This window comes from Nonomuraea sp. NPDC052129 (genome assembly GCF_040680095.1).
GTDB lineage: Bacteria > Actinomycetota > Actinomycetes > Streptosporangiales > Streptosporangiaceae > Nonomuraea.
The window spans coordinates 110143-129022 of sequence record NZ_JBFAVX010000015.1 but is presented as its reverse complement, the minus strand read 5'-3'; the positions used below and the strand labels follow the sequence as shown (position 1 = coordinate 129022).

At 70.8% G+C, this 18880-nt stretch carries 19 protein-coding genes and 3 tRNA genes; 14 read left to right on the top strand and 8 right to left on the bottom strand.

Annotated elements, in window-relative coordinates; all coding sequences use genetic code 11:
• Positions 1-11: 11 nt before the first annotated feature.
• Entirely contained in the window at positions 12-1004 is a 993-nt protein-coding gene (locus AB0L53_RS30045; RefSeq protein WP_364000702.1) for an NAD-dependent epimerase/dehydratase family protein, read from the bottom strand.
• 95 nt (positions 1005-1099) lie between these two features.
• Between AB0L53_RS30045 and AB0L53_RS30040 the strand changes: the two genes are divergently transcribed.
• The 7 genes from AB0L53_RS30040 to AB0L53_RS30010 all read left to right on the top strand — a co-directional run bounded on the left by AB0L53_RS30040 (position 1100) and on the right by AB0L53_RS30010 (position 5759).
• Positions 1100-1651, top strand: coding sequence for a TetR/AcrR family transcriptional regulator (locus AB0L53_RS30040; protein WP_364000699.1), 552 nt, complete (start codon positions 1100-1102; stop codon positions 1649-1651).
• 254 nt (positions 1652-1905) lie between these two features.
• A tRNA-Met gene (locus AB0L53_RS30035) sits at positions 1906-1978 on the top strand.
• A 4-nt stretch (positions 1979-1982) separates the two neighbouring features.
• Positions 1983-2055, top strand: a tRNA-Arg gene (locus tag AB0L53_RS30030).
• Positions 2056-2057: 2 nt separating this feature from the next.
• Positions 2058-2134, top strand: a tRNA-His gene (locus tag AB0L53_RS30025).
• A 98-nt stretch (positions 2135-2232) separates the two neighbouring features.
• Positions 2233-3579 carry an amidase gene (locus AB0L53_RS30020; RefSeq protein WP_364000696.1) on the top strand — a complete coding sequence of 449 codons (1347 nt, stop codon included), beginning with the start codon at positions 2233-2235 and terminating at the stop codon, positions 3577-3579.
• A gap of 10 nt (positions 3580-3589) precedes the next feature.
• Positions 3590-5152 (top strand): phospholipase D family protein, encoded by a 1563-nt coding sequence (locus AB0L53_RS30015; protein WP_364000693.1) that lies wholly within the window; start codon positions 3590-3592, stop codon positions 5150-5152.
• 94 nt (positions 5153-5246) lie between these two features.
• Positions 5247-5759, top strand: a complete 513-nt coding sequence (locus AB0L53_RS30010; protein ID WP_364000690.1) for a GNAT family protein — start codon at positions 5247-5249, stop codon at positions 5757-5759.
• Positions 5760-5879: 120 nt separating this feature from the next.
• On the opposite strand, the gene AB0L53_RS30005 is transcribed toward AB0L53_RS30010, so the two are convergent.
• The 6 genes from AB0L53_RS30005 to AB0L53_RS29980 all read right to left on the bottom strand — a co-directional run bounded on the left by AB0L53_RS30005 (position 5880) and on the right by AB0L53_RS29980 (position 10546).
• Complete coding sequence (locus tag AB0L53_RS30005; RefSeq protein ID WP_364000687.1) at positions 5880-6494, bottom strand: alpha-ketoglutarate-dependent dioxygenase AlkB; 615 nt, start codon at positions 6492-6494, stop codon at positions 5880-5882.
• A 273-nt stretch (positions 6495-6767) separates the two neighbouring features.
• Positions 6768-7295, bottom strand: coding sequence for a CGNR zinc finger domain-containing protein (locus AB0L53_RS30000; RefSeq protein WP_358549971.1), 528 nt, complete (start codon positions 7293-7295; stop codon positions 6768-6770).
• A gap of 78 nt (positions 7296-7373) precedes the next feature.
• A complete protein-coding gene (locus tag AB0L53_RS29995) occupies positions 7374-8348 on the bottom strand; it encodes a hypothetical protein (protein ID WP_364000684.1) in 975 nt (324 codons plus the stop codon).
• A 4-nt stretch (positions 8349-8352) separates the two neighbouring features.
• Positions 8353-9354, bottom strand: a complete 1002-nt coding sequence (locus tag AB0L53_RS29990; RefSeq protein WP_364000681.1) for a hypothetical protein — start codon at positions 9352-9354, stop codon at positions 8353-8355.
• A gap of 95 nt (positions 9355-9449) precedes the next feature.
• Complete coding sequence (locus AB0L53_RS29985; protein WP_364000679.1) at positions 9450-9812, bottom strand: DUF2203 domain-containing protein; 363 nt, start codon at positions 9810-9812, stop codon at positions 9450-9452.
• 41 nt (positions 9813-9853) lie between these two features.
• A complete protein-coding gene (locus AB0L53_RS29980) occupies positions 9854-10546 on the bottom strand; it encodes a GntR family transcriptional regulator (RefSeq protein ID WP_364001041.1) in 693 nt (230 codons plus the stop codon).
• A gap of 85 nt (positions 10547-10631) precedes the next feature.
• Here AB0L53_RS29980 and AB0L53_RS29975 point away from each other — a divergent pair, with 85 nt between their 5' ends.
• The 7 genes from AB0L53_RS29975 (at position 10632) to AB0L53_RS29945 (ending at position 17561) form a co-directional block, all read left to right on the top strand.
• Complete coding sequence (locus tag AB0L53_RS29975; protein ID WP_364000676.1) at positions 10632-11942, top strand: MFS transporter; 1311 nt, start codon at positions 10632-10634, stop codon at positions 11940-11942.
• 100 nt (positions 11943-12042) lie between these two features.
• Complete coding sequence (locus AB0L53_RS29970; RefSeq protein WP_364000673.1) at positions 12043-13011, top strand: SPFH domain-containing protein; 969 nt, start codon at positions 12043-12045, stop codon at positions 13009-13011.
• A gap of 108 nt (positions 13012-13119) precedes the next feature.
• A complete protein-coding gene (locus AB0L53_RS29965) occupies positions 13120-13731 on the top strand; it encodes an RNA polymerase sigma factor (RefSeq protein ID WP_364000670.1) in 612 nt (203 codons plus the stop codon).
• Complete coding sequence (locus tag AB0L53_RS29960) at positions 13728-14516, top strand: zf-HC2 domain-containing protein (protein ID WP_364000668.1); 789 nt, start codon at positions 13728-13730, stop codon at positions 14514-14516. The genes AB0L53_RS29965 and AB0L53_RS29960 overlap by 4 nt, the downstream gene beginning before the upstream one ends.
• On the top strand, positions 14516-15352 hold the full coding sequence (locus AB0L53_RS29955) for an ATP-binding cassette domain-containing protein (protein ID WP_364000665.1): 837 nt from the start codon (positions 14516-14518) through the stop codon (positions 15350-15352). The genes AB0L53_RS29960 and AB0L53_RS29955 overlap by 1 nt, the downstream gene beginning before the upstream one ends.
• 68 nt (positions 15353-15420) lie before the next feature.
• A complete protein-coding gene (locus tag AB0L53_RS29950; protein ID WP_364000662.1) occupies positions 15421-16827 on the top strand; it encodes a hypothetical protein in 1407 nt (468 codons plus the stop codon).
• A complete protein-coding gene (locus tag AB0L53_RS29945; protein ID WP_364000660.1) occupies positions 16824-17561 on the top strand; it encodes a hypothetical protein in 738 nt (245 codons plus the stop codon). The genes AB0L53_RS29950 and AB0L53_RS29945 overlap by 4 nt, the downstream gene beginning before the upstream one ends.
• On the opposite strand, the gene AB0L53_RS29940 is transcribed toward AB0L53_RS29945, so the two are convergent.
• Positions 17541-18812 (bottom strand): MFS transporter, encoded by a 1272-nt coding sequence (locus AB0L53_RS29940; protein ID WP_364001038.1) that lies wholly within the window; start codon positions 18810-18812, stop codon positions 17541-17543. The genes AB0L53_RS29945 and AB0L53_RS29940 overlap by 21 nt on opposite strands.
• Positions 18813-18880: the final 68 nt, after the last annotated feature.

Below are 18880 nucleotides of genomic sequence, written 5' to 3'. Positions count from 1 at the left end.
GTGAAGGCAGGTCAACGTGCGGCCAGCAGGCTCTCGGCGCAGTCGACGACGGTCGTGGCGGCGGGTCGTGGGCGCCACGCCAGCAGGCGCTGAGCCTTTTCCGAGGTGTGGAGGTATTTCCGCCCCAGGTTCGGCAGCACCGCCCGTACCCCGGGGTCGAAAAGCGAGATCAATCGAAAGAGGAAGTCCGGCAGCACTCGCGTGGGCACCTTGCCGGCGGCCGGGCCGAGCTTCGCGCGAAGCTCTTTCGCGACGTCGTTCAGCCACATGAACTCGCCGACCCCGATGAACCGCTGTCCGGCCGCCTGCGCCGAGGTCATCGCGCGCAGGTGCAGATCAGCCAGATCACGGACATCCACGATGTTGAACCCCAGACGAGGAACGCCGGGCATGCGCCCCTCCACGAGACGCCCGATCACCCGCACGGACCCCAGGTTGTCCGCCGACAGCACCGGGCCGAACACCGCGCCTGGCAGGACCGTCGTCAACGTGGTGGGCCCCTCGTTGTCGGCCATGAACCGCCAGGCGGCGCGCTCGGAGACCACCTTGGACTTCCGGTAGGCGTTGAGCCGCGCGCCTTCGACGTCGGTCCAGACGGTTTCGTCGAAGACGCCGCCTTCGCGGTCGCGCGGCGGGGTGGCGGCGGCGCACGAGGACGTCATCACCACGCGCTTGACCTCGGCCTTGGTGGCGGCCTTCAGGACCCGGAGCGCGCCGTCACGAGCGGGCACGATCAACTCGTCCGGATCCGTGGAGTCGCCTCCGCCCAGTGGCGAGGCCACGTGCAGCACGTAGTCGCATCCCGCCACCGCCGCGTCCCAGCCGACATCCGACGTCAGGTCGGCGACGAAGACGCTCACCCGGCCGCCCGCGTCGGAGACGGTGGCCTTCCTCGCCAGGCTGCGTACGGTGACGCGCACGTCATAGCCGCGCCGCAGCAACTCGGCGACACACCAGCCGGCGACGAAACCGGTCCCGCCCGTCACCAGAACGGTCTCAGTCACAGCTCCCCTCCCATCTTCCATTTCATTAGCCGATCGGCTAATGAAATGACAACACAGCGCGGCCCGGCCGTCAACCGGTGGGCTACCATCGCCGCATGTCGCCGACCCGAGCCGAGCAGGCAGAGAAGACCAGGCAGGCGATCCTCGACACCGCTCGGCGGCTGTTCGTCGAGCACGGGTTCGACGCGACGTCGTTGCAGCTGATCGCGGACACGATGGGCGTGACGAAGGCCAACGTCTACTACTACTTCCGCACCAAGATCGAGATTCTGGAAGCGCTCCTCGACGTCAGCATCGCCGTGTTCGACGCGATGCTGGACACGGCCGAGACGATCCGCGGCAAGCGGGCCCGGATGGAGTACCTGGTCGACGGGTTCGTCGACCAGGTCATCGCCAACCGCGCGATCGCGCCGCTGAGCCACACCGATCCGGGCCTGCGCCGGCACGACCGGATCAGGCGCACACTCGACGATCAGGCCGAACGCGGCCTCCACCTGCTGTTCGGCGACCAGCCGACAGTGGACGAACAGGCGGCGTACTTCATGGCCAACGACCTGGGTCCGGCGATCCGCCGCCTCACCCATCTGGGCGACGACGAGTTGCGCGAGACCCTCAAGCGGCTCTGCCTGCGCCTGCTGCGCGTCTGACGTCCACCGACCGGCCGCCGCGCCTGCGAGCCGTTGCCGGCGTGGGCCGACGCACCGGCTCGCTGAATAAATGCGTTGCCCGGCGATGATCTGTCCGGCATGCTTCTCGACATGAAGAACCTCAGCAGCGACGCGATGCGCCACGGTCATATGGTCCGCCATGGCCGTATGCCCTGGGGTCTTCGTCACTGACGTCACAGTCAGCGAGCCGCCGCCCAGGACCACACGGTCTGGGCGGTTTTTGTTTCCCCGATGGCGGGTGAGGGTGCTGGTGTGCCCGGCGGTTTCATAAGCCGCCCCAGGTGGGTTCGATCCCCACACCCGCTACCGGGCCTTCGTGGCGCAGTGGAGAGCGCGCCTGCTTGCGGAGCAGGAGGACGCCGGTTCGAATCCGGCCGAAGGCACTGCGGCCGATCCCGAAGCGAACGAGGGACCAAGTTGTGATCTTGGTGAAAGCGGGTTTGAGTCCCGTCGGCCGCCCCACGTCGGTGTCATCGAGAAGGCGCGGAGACCTGCGCGGGACCTCCGCTCCCTCGCGCAGGCCCTCGCGGCGACCCGGCCAGCCTCTACGGTTAGGCCCTATGCCGACACCTTCTGGCCCCTTCACCGGGCGTACGATCGGCGGCCTCGCGCAGGAGTTGCGCGACGGCCGGACCACCTCCACGGCGCTCGTCCAGCTCGCGCTCGACGCCATCGCCGAGGCCGATCCGCTGCTCAACGCGTTCATCACCGTGGACGCCGCGGGGGCGCGGGCCGCGGCGCGGCACGCGGACGAGGAGCTGGCCGGGGGCGTCGACCGGGGGCCGCTGCACGGTGTGCCGGTCGGCGTGAAGGACCTCATCATGGTCGCCGGGCTGCCCGCGACCATGGGCTCGCGGCACTTCGCCGGTCACGTCGCGGTCGCCGACGCCGCCTGCGTGGCCCGCCTGCGCCAGGCCGGCGCCGTCGTCATCGGCAAGACGAACACCCACGAGTTCGCGTACGGCCCCACGGGTGATCGTTCCGCCGCCGGCCCGTCGCGCAATCCGTGGGAACCCGCGCGCATGTCGGGCGGCTCCAGCGGCGGCAGCGCGGTCGCCGTGGCGGCGGGCATGGTCCCGCTGGCCCTCGGCACGGACACCGGGGGCTCGGTCCGTATTCCAGCGGCTTTATGTGGCGTCGCCGGTTTCAAGCCCGCGTACGGGGCGATCCCGGTCGACGGAGTCTTCCCCCTGGCGCAGACCTTCGACACCGTCGGCCTTCTCGCGGGCCACGAGCAGGACTGCCTGATCGCCTACCGGTCCCTCGTCCCCGCCGGTGTCCAGAGGGACGACGGCTGGCCGGCGCGGGTCGCCTGGCTTGACCCCACCGGGCTGTTCGCCTGCGACCCGCAGGTGGCCCGTACGGTACGCCGGGCCGTGGAGGCGGGCACCGGACCGCTGGAGGAGCTCGCCTTTCCTGCCAAGGAGGTGGACGAGCTGCGCGAGACCTTCACCGCCGTTCAGAGCAGCGAGGCGGCGGCCGTGCACGCCGACCGGCTGGCCGAGGCGCCCGAGCTGTTCGACCCCGAGCTGCTCGAACGCGTGCGCGGCGCCGCCGAGATGCCGGGCTGGCGGTACGTACGGGCCATGCGGGCTCGCCCCCGGCTCGCCGAGAGCGTCGGCGCGCTGTTCGAGCGGCATGACGTGCTCGCGATGCCGACCGTACCGCTCACCGCGCCGTTTCTCGGCCAGCGGGCGACCGAGCTGGACGGCCGGTCCGTCGCCGTGCGAGCCGCGCTGCTCGCCCTGACGAGCATGTGGAACGTGGTCGGTTTTCCGGCGCTGAGCGTCCCGGCCGGAACGGTGCACGGCCTGCCGGTCGGGCTGCAGCTCGTCTGCCGCCCCGGTGGGGAGCACCTCCTGTTCGAAACCGCCCGGGCCACGCATGGAGGCCCTCTGCCCGGGTAGCCGGGAGCGGATGCGGATCCAGGACTGGTTCCTCACGGACCAGGAAAGAGGAAATCCGGCGTCCAGGCTCGACGCCTGGTCGACGGGTAACGACGTACGCCCGCTGATCCACGGCGCGACCTACTTCGCCGAGCTGAAGACCTGCCTCGAGGCGCTGCGCGAGGACGACTTACTCCTGTTCGCCGACTGGCGCGGCGATCCCGACGAGCGGCTCACCGAGGACGGGCCCTCCGTGGGCGACGCGATGGCCGCCGCCGCGCACAAAGGCGCGCTGGTCAGAGGGCTCATCTGGCGTTCGCACCTGGACCGGTTACGCTTCAGCTCGGCCGAGAACCGGCACCTGGGCGAGGCGATCGAGGCCGCGGGCGGGCAGGCCGTCCTCGACACGCGGACCAAGCCGGGCGGCTCGCACCACCAGAAGTTCGTCATCCTCCGTCATGACGGCGATCCGGTCGCCGACGTGGCCTTCCTCGGCGGCATCGACCTGTGTCACAGCCGCCGTGACGACGCCGACCACCTCGGCGATCCGCAGGCGTGCCCGATGCCCGGCGAGTACGGCCGGCGGCCCCCCTGGCATGACGTCCAGGTCGCCATCCACGGCCCCGCGGTGGCGGAGGTGGAGAAGGTGTTCTGCGAGCGGTGGGAGGATCCCGCGCCGGAGACCAGGGATCCGATCAGGCGGCTGCGCGACCATTTCGCCCGGATGGACGACGTTCCTCCGCTGCCCGAGCCGGGGCCGCCGCCGCCCCCTGCGGGCACGCACACCGTACAGATCCTGCGCACCTATCCCGCCAGGCGCAGCAGCTACCCGTTCGCGCCGGACGGCGAGCGGAGCGTGGCGCACGCCTACCAGAAGGTGCTCGGCCGGGCCCGTTCGCTGGTCTACCTGGAGGATCAGTATCTGTGGTCCACGGATGTGATCGAGCCGTTCGCCGAGGCGCTGGAGCGCGAGCCCGGTCTGCGGATGGTCATCGTGGTGCCCCGCCACCCCGACCAGGACGGCTGGCTGGCCGGGCCCGCGAGCCTGATCGGCAGGGTCCACGCGCTGAACCGGCTGCTGCGGGCGGGCGGCGACCGGGTCGCCCTGTACGACCTGGAGAACCATGAGGGCACCCCCGTCTACGTGCACGCCAAGGTCTGCGTGGTCGACGACGTGTGGGCCTCGGTCGGGTCCGACAACGTCAACCTGCGCTCCTGGAGCTACGACTCGGAGCTGAGCTGTGCCGTACTCGATGAGCGGGAGGATCCGCGCGAGCCGCACGGCGCCCGGCGGTTCGCCCGCGAGCTGCGCCTGACGCTGATGGGCGAGCACCTGGACCTGCCCGAGGACGGCGCGAATCGCGACGAGCTGTGCGATCCCGTGGCCGCGTTCGACGCCTTCGCCGACGCGGCGGCGCGGCTCGAAGCCTGGCACGCGGGCGGCCGTAAGGGTCCGCGGCCGACGGGGCGGCTGCGGCCGCATTCCTATCCCGAGCTCCCCCGGGTGCGCGGGCTGCTCGCCACGGCGCTTTACCGCCTGGCGGTCGATCCCGACGGGCGGCCTCCCGCACTGCGGAGATCCAGGACTTTCTAGCGCTCACTGCTGTCCTAAGGCCACCCTCCGTGATCACTCAGCAAGGTGCTGCCCTATCCTGTACGGCTCTGTGGAGCTGAGGAAGGGAACCCGAGTGAACGTGAGCCTGCGCCCGGTCCGTGCGGCGGACCTGGATGTGTTCGAGGAGAATCTGGGCAGCCCGAAGGGGACCGGGGAGCTGCAGTGGTTCGGCCATCGCACCCTGCACGCGATGCGCGAGGAGTTCGCGGCGAGCGGGCTGCTGAGCCCCGAGGGCGGCTATTTCACCATTGACGCCCGTGGTGAGGTGGCCGGGTGGATGCACTGGTTCCAGCGGCTCTGGGGTCCGCGGCACACCTCCTGGTGCTGGTCGCTCTCCATCGTGATCTTCCCGCGCCACCGCGGCAAGGGCGTCGGCAGCCGGGCGCACCGCGAGCTGGTGACGTACCTGTTCGACCACACCCGGGCCGAACGGATCGAGGCCATCACCGATGTCACCAACCTCGCCGAGCAGGGCGCGCTGGCCAACGCCGGGTTCGAACGTGAAGGCGTGATCCGGCGGGCCCAGTGGCGCGGCGGAAGCTGGCACGACCAGCTCCTGTATTCGGTGCTGCGGCCGGAGAAGTAGTCACGAGAGCTCCCCGCAGGCGGCGGTGCACCATTGTCGATCCTGCGCCAGTACGTCGAGCAGCACGATCAACCGCTCTGAGCTGAGGGGACGCCAGTCCGCCTGGCGCCGTCCCTGCTCTCAGCGGACGCCGCGCGGCCTGAACTGGATGCTGATGCGCGGCCCGGTGGGGCGGGTGGTCTTGGGGATCGCGTGCTCCCACGTGCGCTGGCAGCTGCCGCCCATCACGATGAGGTCGCCGTGCCCCAGGTCGTGTCGGATCGACGCGCCGCCGCCCCGGGGGCGCAGCAGCAGCGGGCGCGGGGCGCCGACCGAGATGATCGCGACCATGGTGTCCTCGGTGCCGCCCCTGCCCAGGGTGTCGCCGTGCCAGGCCACGCTGTCGCGGCCGTTGCGGTAGAAGCAGAGCCCGGCCGTGCGGAACGGCTCCCCGAGCTCCTCAGCGTAGCGCTCGTTGAGCGCGCGCAGGGCGTCGTCGAGTGCCGGGTCGGGCAGCGGCTCGTCCTCGTCGTAGAAGGCGAGCAGCCGCGGCACGTCGACTACTTTGTCGTACATCCGGCGCCGTTCGGCCCGCCACGGCACCACCTCACACAGCCGGGAGAACAGCGCGTCGGCCTGCGCCAGCCAGCCGGGCCCGAAGTCGATCCACGCCCCGCGCTCCAGACGCGTACGGCGGATCGCCGAGCCGACGAGCTCGTCGGCTCCCAGCAGAGAAGCTTGGAAAACAGCCGTCATGGCATCAAGTGTAGGCGATCGTTCAAACATTCATTCGATTAGGTCCGCAGACCGGCTGCGCCCGGCCGTCACGGCCGGGCGCGCGGCTCGTCGTCCCACCCGCCCGGTCTGTACGGCACGCAGCCCGTACAGACCGGGGCGGCCACGCAGGCCGCCGATCCCCACGGGTCCAGTATCGGGCATCCCCGCCCGTCACGCCTGTTACCGCGCCGCCCGTTGGCGCCCGTTACCCGACATGTCGGTTACCGACGCCACCGCTTGCCGCCGTGCCGGTCAGGTGCGGCCGCGATGGGCGGCGACGCGTTCGCGGGTGGCGCACCGCGTGCTGCAGTAGCGCCGCGGGCTACCGCCCCCCAGGTCCAGGTACGGCCGGCGGCAGGCGGCCGAGGCGCACAGCCCGCCCGGCATTCGCTGGTGATCGGCCAGCAGGACGGCCAGCGCCAGGGCCGAGGAGGCCAGGAACCACTCCCCCCACGGCGCGTAGTCGTCGCCGTCCACGTGCAGGTGCCACGGAGTCGTGTCCCCGTGGTTCGTCAGGCGGGGCGCCCGCGCGGCCGTCGCCAGAAGATCGTTCAGCCGGGCGGCCGCCAGGTCGGGGCCGGCGGCGGCGAAGACGGCGACCAGCCGCTCCGCCGCGGCCCGCATCGCCGCCAGGTCGGCCTCGCCCAGGTCCAGGTCGCCGGTTTCGCCGTGGTCGCGCAGCACCCGCGCGACGGACTCCGCCGACGGCTCCTCGTGCAGCAGCGCGACGCACAGGGCCACGGCCCGAGCCGCCATCGCTTTGGTCGAGTGAACCGCCACGCCAGCAGCGTATGCCCGCGGACACGGAAACGGCGGGGCTCCCCAGCCCCGCCGTGCCGCGTCGAACCTGACGAGAGCTCAGCCGCCGCAGGCCGCGAAGACGTAGCTGTCCTTCAGGAGCGGGTAGTGGTCCCGGACCTTGACGGCCCCGGTGCCGGTGTCGATCTGGACGATCGTCATCTTGTTCGCCTTGCCCCCGCGGTCCTGCACGAGGTGCAGCGTCACCTGCTGCTCGCCGGTCCAGTCGATCATGTGGAGGCCGCCGGCCGGCAGCTTGACCTTCCGCTTGGCGATGACCTGGTCGGTCTGCATGTCGTACAGGACGAGCTGGGACTTGGCGCCGCCCATGACGACGTTCGCGGCCGTCCGGCCGTCGGCCGCGAGGGCCGACGGGGAGTTCGAGGCGACGATCTGCGGCGGCGTGGCCCGGTACAGTTGCTCGCCGGACTCGCTGTAGGCGATCAGGTCCGTGACGGACTCGTCGGCGGAGACCTCGGTCAGCAGTTCGCCGCCGTCGGCGCTGAAGCCGAGCAGCGTCTGGTTGCCGGGCGTCGAGCCGAGCAGGGCGCCGGTGGCCGTGTCGAAGATCCGCGTCTTCACCGCCTTGTCGGTGGTGAAGACGGCCGCGAGCCTGCCGCCGTCGTCGGAGAGCTGGAACGTCACGCTGTACTGGGCCACGCGCGGCAGCGCGTCCTTGGCGAAGACCTTCACCCCGCCCCCCATGGTCCGTACGGCCAGCCGCCCGGACTTGGTGAAGTACGCGACGCGCCGGCCGTCGCCGCTGACGGCGATGGGCGCGACCTGGGTGACCGAAGACTTGCCGTTCGCCTCGCGGGCGATGGTCTCGGCGTCGGGCAGGGAGCCCTTCTCCCCGCTGTGCATCATCAGCCGCCACTTGCCGCAGGGCCGCTGCTCGCCCTTGACCGTGCAGCCCTTGACCGAGGCGTAGCGGATGCCGTCGTGGTGGTCATGTGGCGCGGCCTGGGCGGCCTGAGGCGCGGTCACCAGGGCGGCCAGCCCTGCCGCGATCGCCACCGCGATCCTGATCTTCATGGTGTCACTCCCCTGCCACGGTGAAGGTGTACCTGGACTTGCTGACCGCATACTTGTCCGCCTGTGTGACGCCGCCGCTCGTGGTGTCGACGGTGAGCACCCGTACCACCGCCGTCGAGCCCTCGTCACCTGACTGCACGACCGCGATGAGCCGTCCGTCCGGGGTCCACCGGGCGGTGTACGGCGTCTGCCCCGGCTTCAGCGCCAGGTCCACGCCCGCGGAGAGGTCCCCGGTCTCCAGGTCGTAGATCCGCAGCCGCGGGGGCTTCTTGGTCTCCTCGTTCCCGGCGGCGAACACCGCGAGGGTCTTGCCGTCCGCGGCCAGCGCGGTGATGGCGGCGTTCGCAACGACCTGCGGCGGCGTCCGCTTGACCGAGGTGCCGTCGGCCCGGTACGTGATCAGCGCCGTCGTGTTGTCGCCCACGGAGCGCTGAGCCAGCACCTCGCCCCCGTCGCCGCTGAAGCCCACGAGCGTGTCCTTGGCGGGCAGCTGGACGATCTTGCCGGTGGCGATCGTGACCACCTTGCCGGGGACTCGATCAGACTCGTCGTTGGCGTCGATCAGCAGCCTGTCCCCCGTGGGCGACAGGTACAGGACCAGCGGGCCCGTCCCGTATTTCTTGGGCACCAGGGACGCGGCCAGCACCTTGACCGGGCCGCCCGTCGCCCCCCGGACGACGATGCGATGGTCGCGGGCCCGCTCGTAGGCGATCACGCGGCCGTCGCCGCTGACGGCGAACACGCCGGACATGTCGGAGTTCTTGCCCTTGCCGTCGATCCCGGCGGCGGCCGCGTCCTTCACGACGACCTTCCCGCCGTCACGCATGACCAGCTGCCAGTGACCGCAGGGGTAGGCGGTGTCGCTCTTCTTGTCGTTGCAGGACCGGATCCAGGCCGCCCGGGCCTCGGACGGGCCCGCCTGGGCGTGGGCGGCGCTGGGAATGATCCCCAGCCCGCCGATGACCGCCGTCGCGAGGAGCGCGGCGGTCGCTGAGGTGTGCCTCATGGTGGTGTTCCCTTCACTCGTCCGGTTAGATACCGGCCGAGTGAAACGGGTTGATCACAGGTGAGACACATTCATGTGCCCCGCCGGACAGGTGGTCAGCGCAGCGGGCGACGGCCCGCGAAGCCCAGGTCCGTGCGGTGATACCAGGTCAGCTCAGTCTCGCCCTCGATCCAGCACAGACGTACGGACACCCCGTCGAGCACGGCGGGAAAGTCGATGAGGACCGGCGCGATCCCCTTCACCTCGATGCCCAGCCCGGTCCAGGTGCTCAGGATCTCCTCGATGCGCGCCTCGATCGCCTTCATCTCGGGGATGCCGCCCAGCGTGGACCCGCCGGCACTCTCGCGGTCGAAGGCGATCTCGGCCAGGTCGGCGCGGGCGGCGATCAGCACGCCGGCGTCGTCGATGATCGACGGCATGAGCGAGCGCGCCTCGTCGAGGGTGAACGTCCTGGCCATGCCCGAACGCTATCGGGTGGGCTCGTAGGCGCGCATCATCGTCACCGGTTCGGCTCGTAGGCGCGCACGAGGAGCTGCTCGGCGTCGTCGAGGTAGGCGTCGAGGAAGGCGGCGGCCTCGTCCGGCCGGTCGGCTTCGAGGAGCTCGAGGAGCTTGCGGTTGCGGGTGACGAACGGCTCGTGGAAGGCGCGCGGATTCTTCATGACGTGGAAGACGAGCCGCAGCTCGGCCAGGAGCTGGCGCATGGCCTCGTCGAGCCGGGGGCTCTGGTTGAGCGTCACCAGCGCCTGGTGGAAGCGGATGTTGGCGGTGCCCACGCCACGCCAGTCGTCGTCGGCGGCGGCCCGCTCGGCGTCGGCCACGGCCTCCCTGATCACGGCCAGTTCCTGGCCGCTCGGGCGGCGCCGGACGGCCGCGCCCTCGATCACCCGGCGTACGCGGTAGAGGTCCGCGACGTCCTCGGCCGACAGGATCCGTACGAACACGCCCCTGTTGAGCCGGTGGTCCAGCAGCCCTTCGTGGCCGAGCAGCCGGAACGCCTCGCGCAGCGTGTTGCGCGACACGCCGAGCGCGTCCGCGATGGCCTCCTCGGACAGGCGCTGACCTGGCTCGAAGAAACCCTCGGTGACACGGTCGCGCAGGATGTCGGCCACCCGCTCGGCCGTGCTGCTGCGGCCCAGCCTGGACCGGTCATGTTCGAGATCCGAAAGGGGGCTGTCCGCCGCGTCATCCACAGTCAACAGGGAATCATCCAACAAATCTCTTGTCGAATTGTTCAACGATCCTTATGTTGATAAGAACCCCCTGATCGAAGGAGCGATGATGACAGGCTCCACGCGGCAGACCCGGCGGGTGATCCTCGCCAGCCTGATCGGCACCTCTTTGGAGTGGTACGACTTCTTCCTCTACACGACCGCGGCGACGCTGGTCTTCGGCAAGCTGTTCTTTCCCACCTTCGACCCGCTCAACGCGACCCTGCTGGCGCTGACGACCAACGCCGTCGCGTTCGTGGCCAGGCCGCTCGGCGGGATCGTGTTCGGTCACTTCGGCGACCGCGCGGGCCGCAAGACCGTGCTGGTCGTGACGTTGCTGGTGATGGGCGTCTCGACGTTCCTCATCGGCGTGCTGCCCGGCTACGACAGCGTCGGCGCGCTCGCGCCGGTCCTGCTGGCCACACTCAGGTCCATACAGGGGCTGGGCCTGGGCGGCGAGTGGGGCGGCGCGGTCATCATGTCGCTGGAGCACGGCGACGACCGCCGTCGCGGCTTCAACGCCAGCTGGCCGCAGGTGGGCGTGCCCGCCGGATACGTGCTGGCCACCGGGACGCTGGCGATCCTGTCCTTCACGCTGTCGGACGCGGCGTTCCTGTCGTGGGGCTGGCGGGTGCCGTTCCTGCTGTCGGGCGTGCTGGTGCTCGTCGGGCTCTGGGTCCGGCTGAAGGTCACGGAGTCGCCGCTGTTCACGGAGCTGACCCAGCAGGGCGCCAAGGCGAAGATGCCGCTGCTGGAGGTGCTGCGTACGCACCCGCGCGCGCTGCTGTCGGCCTTCACCGCGCGCATCGGCGTGGACGTGGCCTTCTACACCTTCACCGCCTACATCCTGGTCTACCTCACCGGCCCGCTGAAGCTGGAGCGCTCGGTGGGACTGAACGCGGTGCTGATCGGGTCCGCGCTGCAACTGGCGCTGATCCCGCTGTTCGGCGCGCTGTCGGACCGGGTCGGCCGGCGGCCCGTCTACTTCGCGGGCGTCATCGGCGCCGCGGTCTGGGTGTTCGTCTTCTTCCCGCTGCTCGACACCAAGTCGTTCCCGCTGATCGCCCTGGCCTCGATCGTCGCGCTCATCACCCACGCGGCGATGTACGGCCCGCAGGCCGCCTTCATCGCCGAGCTGTTCAGCACCAGGCTGCGCTACAGCGGCGCGTCCATGGGATACCAGGTCGCCGGGATCGTCGGGGGCGCGCTGGCTCCGATCATCGCGCTGAAGCTGTTCGCCGCGTACGGCACCACGACGGCGGTCTCCCTCTACGTGGTGGCCGCGCTGGCCGTCACGGCCGTCGGCTTGGCCATCGCGCCGGAGACCCGCGACCTGGACATCACCGCCGACCCTGGCGGCGTAGCGCAACGAGTCTGAACGCCCTGCCTTCGGCCGGAAACCGTCGGCCGTACCTCCGCAAGTCTGCCGCGAAATGCGCGGGCGGTGGCTGCCACCGCCGCCCGCGCGGGAGGTCCCCGTGCGCATCACCCTGTCGGTCATCCTGGTCCTCGCAGCGCTGCTCGCGATCCCCACCGTCATCGGGGCGATCGGCGGTCTGGAGAGCACCGAAGGCGGCGAGATCGCCGTCGTCCGCGACGGCGGCTGGTTCGACGACAACCAAGTACGCCAGGTCATCGACCCGGGCTCCGGCCTGACCTGGACGGGTATGTGGTCCTCCGTCCACCCTTATCCCGCGCAGCAGCGCTTCTACACGATCACCGCCGACGCCAAGCGCGCCACCACGCTCGGCGTGGACGTGGTGACGGTGCCGAGCAGCGACGGCGTGAACCTGGGCATCGAGGGCACCCTGTACTTCACGCTCAACCTCGACCACGACGCGCTGAAGAGATTCGACGACAAGTACGGCACGCGCACGTACCGCGCCCAGAACGACGAGTCGCTGGCCGCGTGGGACGGCGACGACGGCTGGTCGGCGTTCTTCGGCCAGGCCGTCCGCCCCGTGGTGGACAACGCGTTGCGCGGGCAACTGGGCAACATGCGCTGCGCCGAACTCGTCCCCTCGTGCTCCCTGCTGGCGAACACGGCGCTCAAGGACCAGGGCGGCGACACCAAACCCCAGGCTCAAGACAGCAACACGAACATCACCAAGGTCCAGAACGCCATCAACGCCACCCTGGCCCAGGACCTGCCCCAGGCGCTGGGCGGCGAGTTCTTCACCGGCCTGCGGTTCACCCTGGCCAAGGTGACGCTGCCGGTGGAGGTGCAGCAGGCCGTGGACAGATCGCTGGCCGCCAACGCCGCCGTCTCCGAGGCCCAGGCCCGGGTGGCCCAGGCCAAGGCCGAGTCGGCCGCGAACCAGGCCCGGCAGGAGGGCTACGACAAGTGCCCGGCCTGCGCCGAGATCGACAAGCTCAAGTCGCTCCCCCAGGGCATCACCGTCTACGCCCCGGGGAACCCGCAGTCCATCGTGATCCCGACCCGCTGAATGACCCCGGCCCGCTGAGGTGATCCCGCCCCGTTGAGTGATCCCGACCCACTGAGTGATCCCAGCCCGTTGAGAACCGTCCAGGCACTCATGTGCGATAGCTGAGGTGTGAAACGGTTCCACCTCAGCCGGCGCGAGCCCCCGGACGTCGGCTCCGACAGCACGGACGCCGAGTTGATCGCCGCGATCGCCGCGGAGAGCGTCACGGCGCTGCGCCTGCTCCACCGCCGGCACGCCCCCTGGCTCAGAACCCGGCTGGCCCGCCGCTGCGCCGACCCCGACGCGGTGGACGACGCCCTGCAGGACACCTTCCTCGCGGTGTGGAAGGCGGCGGCCCGCTTCGACGGGGCCAACGCGGCGGGCTGGCTGTGGACGATCGCACTGCGCCGCCTCGTCTCGGCCCTGCGCGGCCGCGGCTCCCACCGGTTCGGCCCGCACCGGTTCACCAGCGAGCCGGTCGAAGAGCGAGCCTTGGAAGGGCGAGCCCTCGATGAGCGGGCCATCGCGTCAGCTGAGGACATCGCGCTCCTCGGCATCGAGCACGGGGACCTCGGCGCCGCCCTCAACCGCCTCTCGCCGGAGCTGCGCGCGGTCATCCAGGCGACCGTTCTCGACGGGCTGACCGTCAAGGAGGCGTCCCGGCTGCTCGGCGTCCCGGAAGGAACCATCAAGACCCGGGCGATGCGGGCGCGGGCTCGGCTCAGGGAGGAACTCGCATGAGCTGGCACATCACCGACGATCTCATGGACGCCTACCTGTCGGGCGGGCTCGATCCCGCCCGGGCGATGTCCGTGGACGCGCACCTCGGCGGCTGCCCGGACTGCCGGGCGGCGGTGCCGTACGAAGAGGACTGGCTGCGGGACTCCTGGCAGCGGCTGGAGGCCGAGGTGCTCAGCCCGCGCCCGTCGCCGATGGAGCGGCTGCTGCGGACCTGCGGCGTCCCCCAGCACATGGCCAGGCTGCTGACCGCCACGCCGACGATGAGCGGGGCATGGGTCGCCGGGGTAGTCGCGGCGCTGACGTTCGCGGTGCTGGCGGCCAGAGAGTCGGCCACGTTCCTGCCGATGTTCCTGGCCGTCGCGCCGATACTGCCGCTGGCCGGAATCGCCCTCGCCTACGGGCCGCGGGTGGATCCGGTGCACGAGATGCTGGCCGCGACCCCGCTGTCGGGAGCGCGCCTGCTGCTGATCAGGGCCACCGGCACACTGGCCGTGGCCGTGGTGCTGGCCGCGGGGGCGTCGCCGCTGCTGCCCGCCCCCGCGTGGCTGAGCGCCGCGTGGCTGATGCCATCGCTCGCGACAACGTCCTGCTGCCTCCTCCTGTCGTCGCGCCTGCCGGTGCCGGTGTCCGCGCTCACGACGGGCGGCCTCTGGCTCCTGGGGGTGGCCGCCGTCGGCGGCGCCACCGGTGACCTGCTCGCCGCCTTCGGGCTCGCCGCGCAGATCGGGTACGGCTGCGCGGCCCTGCTGATGTCCCTACGCCTCTACTCCAAGGTGACCGCCTGATGCTTCATATCCGTGACCTGACCAAGAAGTACGGCCACAAGCAGGTGCTCGACGGGCTGACCCTGTCCGTCGGGCCCGGCGTGACCGGGCTGCTCGGCCCGAATGGCGCGGGCAAGACCACGCTGCTGCGCTGCCTGGCGACCACGCTCTCGTACGACGGCGGCCACGTCGACGCTTTCGGCCTGGACCCCGCGCAGGCGACCCAGCGCACCGCGCTGCGGCGCAGGCTCGGCTACCTGCCGCAGGACCCGGGCCACTACCCGCACTTCACCGCGTTCGACCTGGTCGACTACGTGGCGATACTCAAGGAGCTGACCGACAGACGGCACCGTCACAGCGAGGTGCGGCGGGTACTGGCCGAGGTGGACCTTACCGACCAGGCCAGGACGAAGGTCCGCAAACTGTCCGGCGGCATGCGCCAGCGGCTGGCCCTGGCCCAGGCCTTGCTGGGCGAGCCGGAGCTGCTGATCCTTGACGAGCCGACCGTGGGCCTGGACCCGGAGCAGCGGATGCTGTTCAGAGCGCTCGTCTCCCGGCTCGGCGAGAGCCGTACGGTGCTCCTTTCCACCCACCAGACGGAGGACGTCGCGGCGCTCTGCGAGCGCGTGGTCACCATGGCCCGCGGCCGCGTCGTCTTCGACGGAACCCCGGGCGGGCTGGCCGCCACCGCGGCCGGGCAGGTGTGGTTGTCGGACCGGCCGCCGACGGAGTCGCGGCTGTTCTGGCGCACCGCCGACGGCCGCTACCGCACCCTCGGCGACCGCCCGCCCGGGGCCGAGCCCACCGATCCAGGTGTGGAGGACGGCTATCTGCTGCTGATCGGGGAGGCCGCGTGACCGGCCGGTTGTCCACCGACGGAAGCCGCCCCATGACCGAGCGACTGTCCGCCGAAGGGAGCGGCAGTATGACCGGGCAGCTGTTCCGGGTCGAGCTGCGCCGGATGGCCAGGCATCCACTGGTGTGGGGCATGGCCGCGCTGGTGCTGGCCGTGCAGCTGCACCTGAGCCGGGACCAGCAGCCGGACCTCACCGTCGATCCGGTCCACACCACCGGGATCGCCTCCTGCCTGGCCGGGGCGCTGCTCGTGGTGGCGAGCCTGGCCGTGTCGCGCGACGGGCGGCACCGGATGCCGGAGCTCCTCGCGGGTCTGCCGGGGCGGGCCGAGGTGCGTACCAGGGCGGTGCTGTTCGCGGCTGTCCTGGTCGCCGTGGTGGGACAGGCGCTGGTCGTCGGCGGCTACCTGCTGGTACGGGCGCTGAGCGGGCCCGCCGGCGGGCGGCTGGACGTGTTCGAGCCGCTGACCGCGCTCGGCGTCGGCGCGCTGGCCGCCGCTCTCGGCGTGGCCGTGGGCCGATGGGTCCGCTGGCTGATCGCGGGGCCGGTGGTCGTGGCCGGGCTGGGGTTGCTCATCTTCTTCAACACCAACCCCGGCACCTGGTGGCTGCCGGTGATGCAGACGCACTGGATGGACTGGCCCGACCGGCCGACCGGCCCGCACCTGATCTACGTCCTGGCCCTGGCCGTACTGGCGGGCCTGGTCGCGTTGCTGCGGCACGGGCGCCGGTCGGTAACGCTCGTCGCGGCCGTGGTCGCGCTGGCCGTCGCGGTGCCCGCGGGGGCCAGCGCGGCGGCGGTACGGCCCGTGGCCCTCTTCCCGACCGGAAGAACGCTGACCATTGACGACGTCGACGCGCGCGTGCGGGAGAAATACTTCGGCCGGGACGCCTACCGGTGCGAGCGGCGTGAGGGAGTTCGCTACTGCGCTCTGTCGGACTACGCGTCGTGGATCCCGCTGTGGGCCGGGGTGGTCGCGCCTATAGTTCGCGCCGTGCCACCGGGCGCGCGCGATCGCGTTCCCCTGGTGAAGCAGTACACCTCGACCTGGTCGTACACGATGGAAGACCGGGTCGCCATCGCGCCCATGGCGTGGGGCGCGGACGACCAGCGCAAACTGCTGGCGCAGAGCCTCGTGCTCGACATCATCGGCGGCTTCGACGACGCGTGCGACGCGCGTGGCCAGGCCCGCATGGTCGTCGCCCTCTGGTTGATGGGGCAAGCTTCGACGATCGCCCGCCCTCAGGAAACCCTGAACATGGACGGGCGTATGGCCCTACGCTCCCGCATCGACTACGGGGACAGCGAGATCGGATACGCCAAGCTCCTGCTCCAGTCCCCCGGTGCCCGGGAACGCGTCTGGACCAACTGGGACACGCTCATGCGCCCCGCCACCACCTTCGAGCAGGCGCTTCCGCTGCTCGGACTCCCCCAGCGCTACCCGATCACCAAGCCGAAAGGGACCCCATGTCGATGACCGCGCAAAGAACCGCGCCCATGCCCACGCCTGGGACCGCGCCTCCGCCCACGCCTGAGACCGCGCCGACAAGCCCGCCGACGACCTCGCCGGCAACCGTGCCGAAGACGGCGCGGCTCGTTGTGCCGCTCCTGCTCCTGCGGCCGCTCGTCCGGGCCATCGACTGGGCCCCACTGGCGGTGGTCACGCTCTTCACCGCGGGGCTGGTCACGCTGGCCGACTTCGGGCAGCCGCTCACCAGCGCCATGGGGCTCATCCTGCTGCGGATCGCCGGCACGCTCCTGGGCTCCGCCGCCGCCTTCGCGCTGGTCGACGCCATGTCCGGCGGCCCGGAGCCGGTGCGGTACCGGCTGCGGCAAGCTCAGCGGTGCCTGCTCGCCGGCGGCTTCGCGGTCGCCGTCTGGCTGGGCGCCTTCGCCTACGTACTGTCGAGGCTGCCCGAGGAGGCCCTGTTCCCCGTCGGGGACATGCTGATCGAGGTGGGTGTCTGCCTGGGGATCGGGCTGGCGGCCGCGGCGACCGCCGTCCGGTACGCCGCCGGACGGCAGGCCGCCATGGCCGCCGTGGTCGTGCAGCTCGTTCTGGTGCTGGGCACGATCCTGCTGCCGCCGGAGGTCAGGCTGTGGCCGCCGACGTGCGGGTTCGGGCATTGGGACGAGGCGCACCGGTTCTGGCTGTTCGTGTTGCCGGTGCCGTACCTGTGGCTGGTGGTGTCAGGCCGTGACCTTCGGTGACTCGTCGGCGCGGGGGCGGCGCCAGGAGCCCTTGAAGGCGGCGATCGAGAGCAGGAAGACCACCTGGCCGGCCAGCGCCACCCACAGCCAGGTTCCCCACCCGCCGCCGGCCTTCACCACCGTCGGCGAGATCACCAGCAGGGCCACGATCATGACCCGGACCACCATGCCCCACAGACCCAGTGCCGCGCCCTGGAGCCGGGAGTCGACGTCTTCGGCGTCCTCGGAGAAGTTCGCCATCCAAGGGACGTAGGCGACACCCAGGACCAGGAACAGGATCGCGTAGACCAGAGTGACCGTGCCGACCGTGGCGCCCGTGCCGATGAGGCTGATGAAGTAGGCGAGCGTCGCGACCGTCAGCACGATGCCCACGGCCGTGAACGGCTTGCGCAGCTCCAACCGGTCGGAGATCCGGCCGACCACGATGACGGCCAGCGCGTTGAGCAGGATGCCCAAGGCGACGACGCGGTTGGCCTCAGCGGTCTCCATCCGGAAGGAGTCGGCGAGGATCGTCTGACCGAAGATCGCGAAGGTCCAGTAGAGCACCTGCCAGCCGGTGTTGCCGAGCACGTGGGCCCAGAGGTGCGGATGCCGGAACAACTCCTTCACCTTGCCCGGATCGATCTTCTCCTCGGAGACCACCGCCTCTTCCTGCCGCATGATCTGCGCCCGCAGGGCCGCCGACGGCTCGGCGATCTGCCAGATGATGACCCCGCACAGGATCAGCGAGACGACGCCCATGATGATCGCCTGCGACTGCCAGGCGTTGCCGAACATCGGCAGCGTGAAGCCGGCGATGAACGAAGCGAGGAAGGAGGCGCCGACCGGCCCCCAGGTCCAGAACGCGAACGCCTGCGCACGGCCCAGGCGCGGCGAGAAGTCGCGGACGAGCGAGGCGGTGATCGTGATGCCCGCGCCCTCGATGAACAGCATCAGGCAGCGCACCGCGAACAGCTCGCCGACCGAGTCCACGGTGGCCAGGAGGAAATTGCAGGCTGCGGTGACGGTCAGCGTGGGCACCAGGATCGTGACCCGGCCCCACCGGTCGGACAGGATGCCGCCGAACCCGGCCGACAGCCCGCCCACCAGCACCGAGACGGCGGCGATCTGCCCGTAGACCGTCAAGGACATCTTCAGGTCGTCCAGCAGTAACGGCAGGATGGTGGCGATCGTCGTCTCGAAATTGGCCACCAGACTCGCCAGCACGGCTATCGCCAGGAGCCAGACCCGTCGGCGGCCGACGGGGTACACGCTCAACTCACGGACATAGAACGGCTTCATCTGAATCGCGGCGCGGAGACCCGGCCATTCAGGCCCGG

What these genes read in the sequence shown, in the direction of transcription:
- AB0L53_RS30040 (WP_364000699.1), top strand. Translation starts at nt 1,100, where the DNA reads ATGTCGCCGACCCGAGCCGAGCAGGCAGAGAAGACCAGGCAGGCGATC.
- AB0L53_RS30020 (WP_364000696.1), top strand. Translation starts at nt 2,233, where the DNA reads ATGCCGACACCTTCTGGCCCCTTCACCGGGCGTACGATCGGCGGCCTC.
- AB0L53_RS30015 (WP_364000693.1), top strand. Translation starts at nt 3,590, where the DNA reads ATGCGGATCCAGGACTGGTTCCTCACGGACCAGGAAAGAGGAAATCCG.
- AB0L53_RS30005 (WP_364000687.1), bottom strand. Translation starts at nt 6,494, where the DNA reads ATGACGGCTGTTTTCCAAGCTTCTCTGCTGGGAGCCGACGAGCTCGTC.
- AB0L53_RS29995 (WP_364000684.1), bottom strand. Translation starts at nt 8,348, where the DNA reads ATGAAGATCAGGATCGCGGTGGCGATCGCGGCAGGGCTGGCCGCCCTG.
- AB0L53_RS29990 (WP_364000681.1), bottom strand. Translation starts at nt 9,354, where the DNA reads ATGAGGCACACCTCAGCGACCGCCGCGCTCCTCGCGACGGCGGTCATC.
- AB0L53_RS29985 (WP_364000679.1), bottom strand. Translation starts at nt 9,812, where the DNA reads ATGGCCAGGACGTTCACCCTCGACGAGGCGCGCTCGCTCATGCCGTCG.
- AB0L53_RS29975 (WP_364000676.1), top strand. Translation starts at nt 10,632, where the DNA reads ATGATGACAGGCTCCACGCGGCAGACCCGGCGGGTGATCCTCGCCAGC.
- AB0L53_RS29960 (WP_364000668.1), top strand. Translation starts at nt 13,728, where the DNA reads ATGAGCTGGCACATCACCGACGATCTCATGGACGCCTACCTGTCGGGC.
- AB0L53_RS29955 (WP_364000665.1), top strand. Translation starts at nt 14,516, where the DNA reads ATGCTTCATATCCGTGACCTGACCAAGAAGTACGGCCACAAGCAGGTG.
- AB0L53_RS29950 (WP_364000662.1), top strand. Translation starts at nt 15,421, where the DNA reads ATGACCGGGCAGCTGTTCCGGGTCGAGCTGCGCCGGATGGCCAGGCAT.
- AB0L53_RS29945 (WP_364000660.1), top strand. Translation starts at nt 16,824, where the DNA reads ATGACCGCGCAAAGAACCGCGCCCATGCCCACGCCTGGGACCGCGCCT.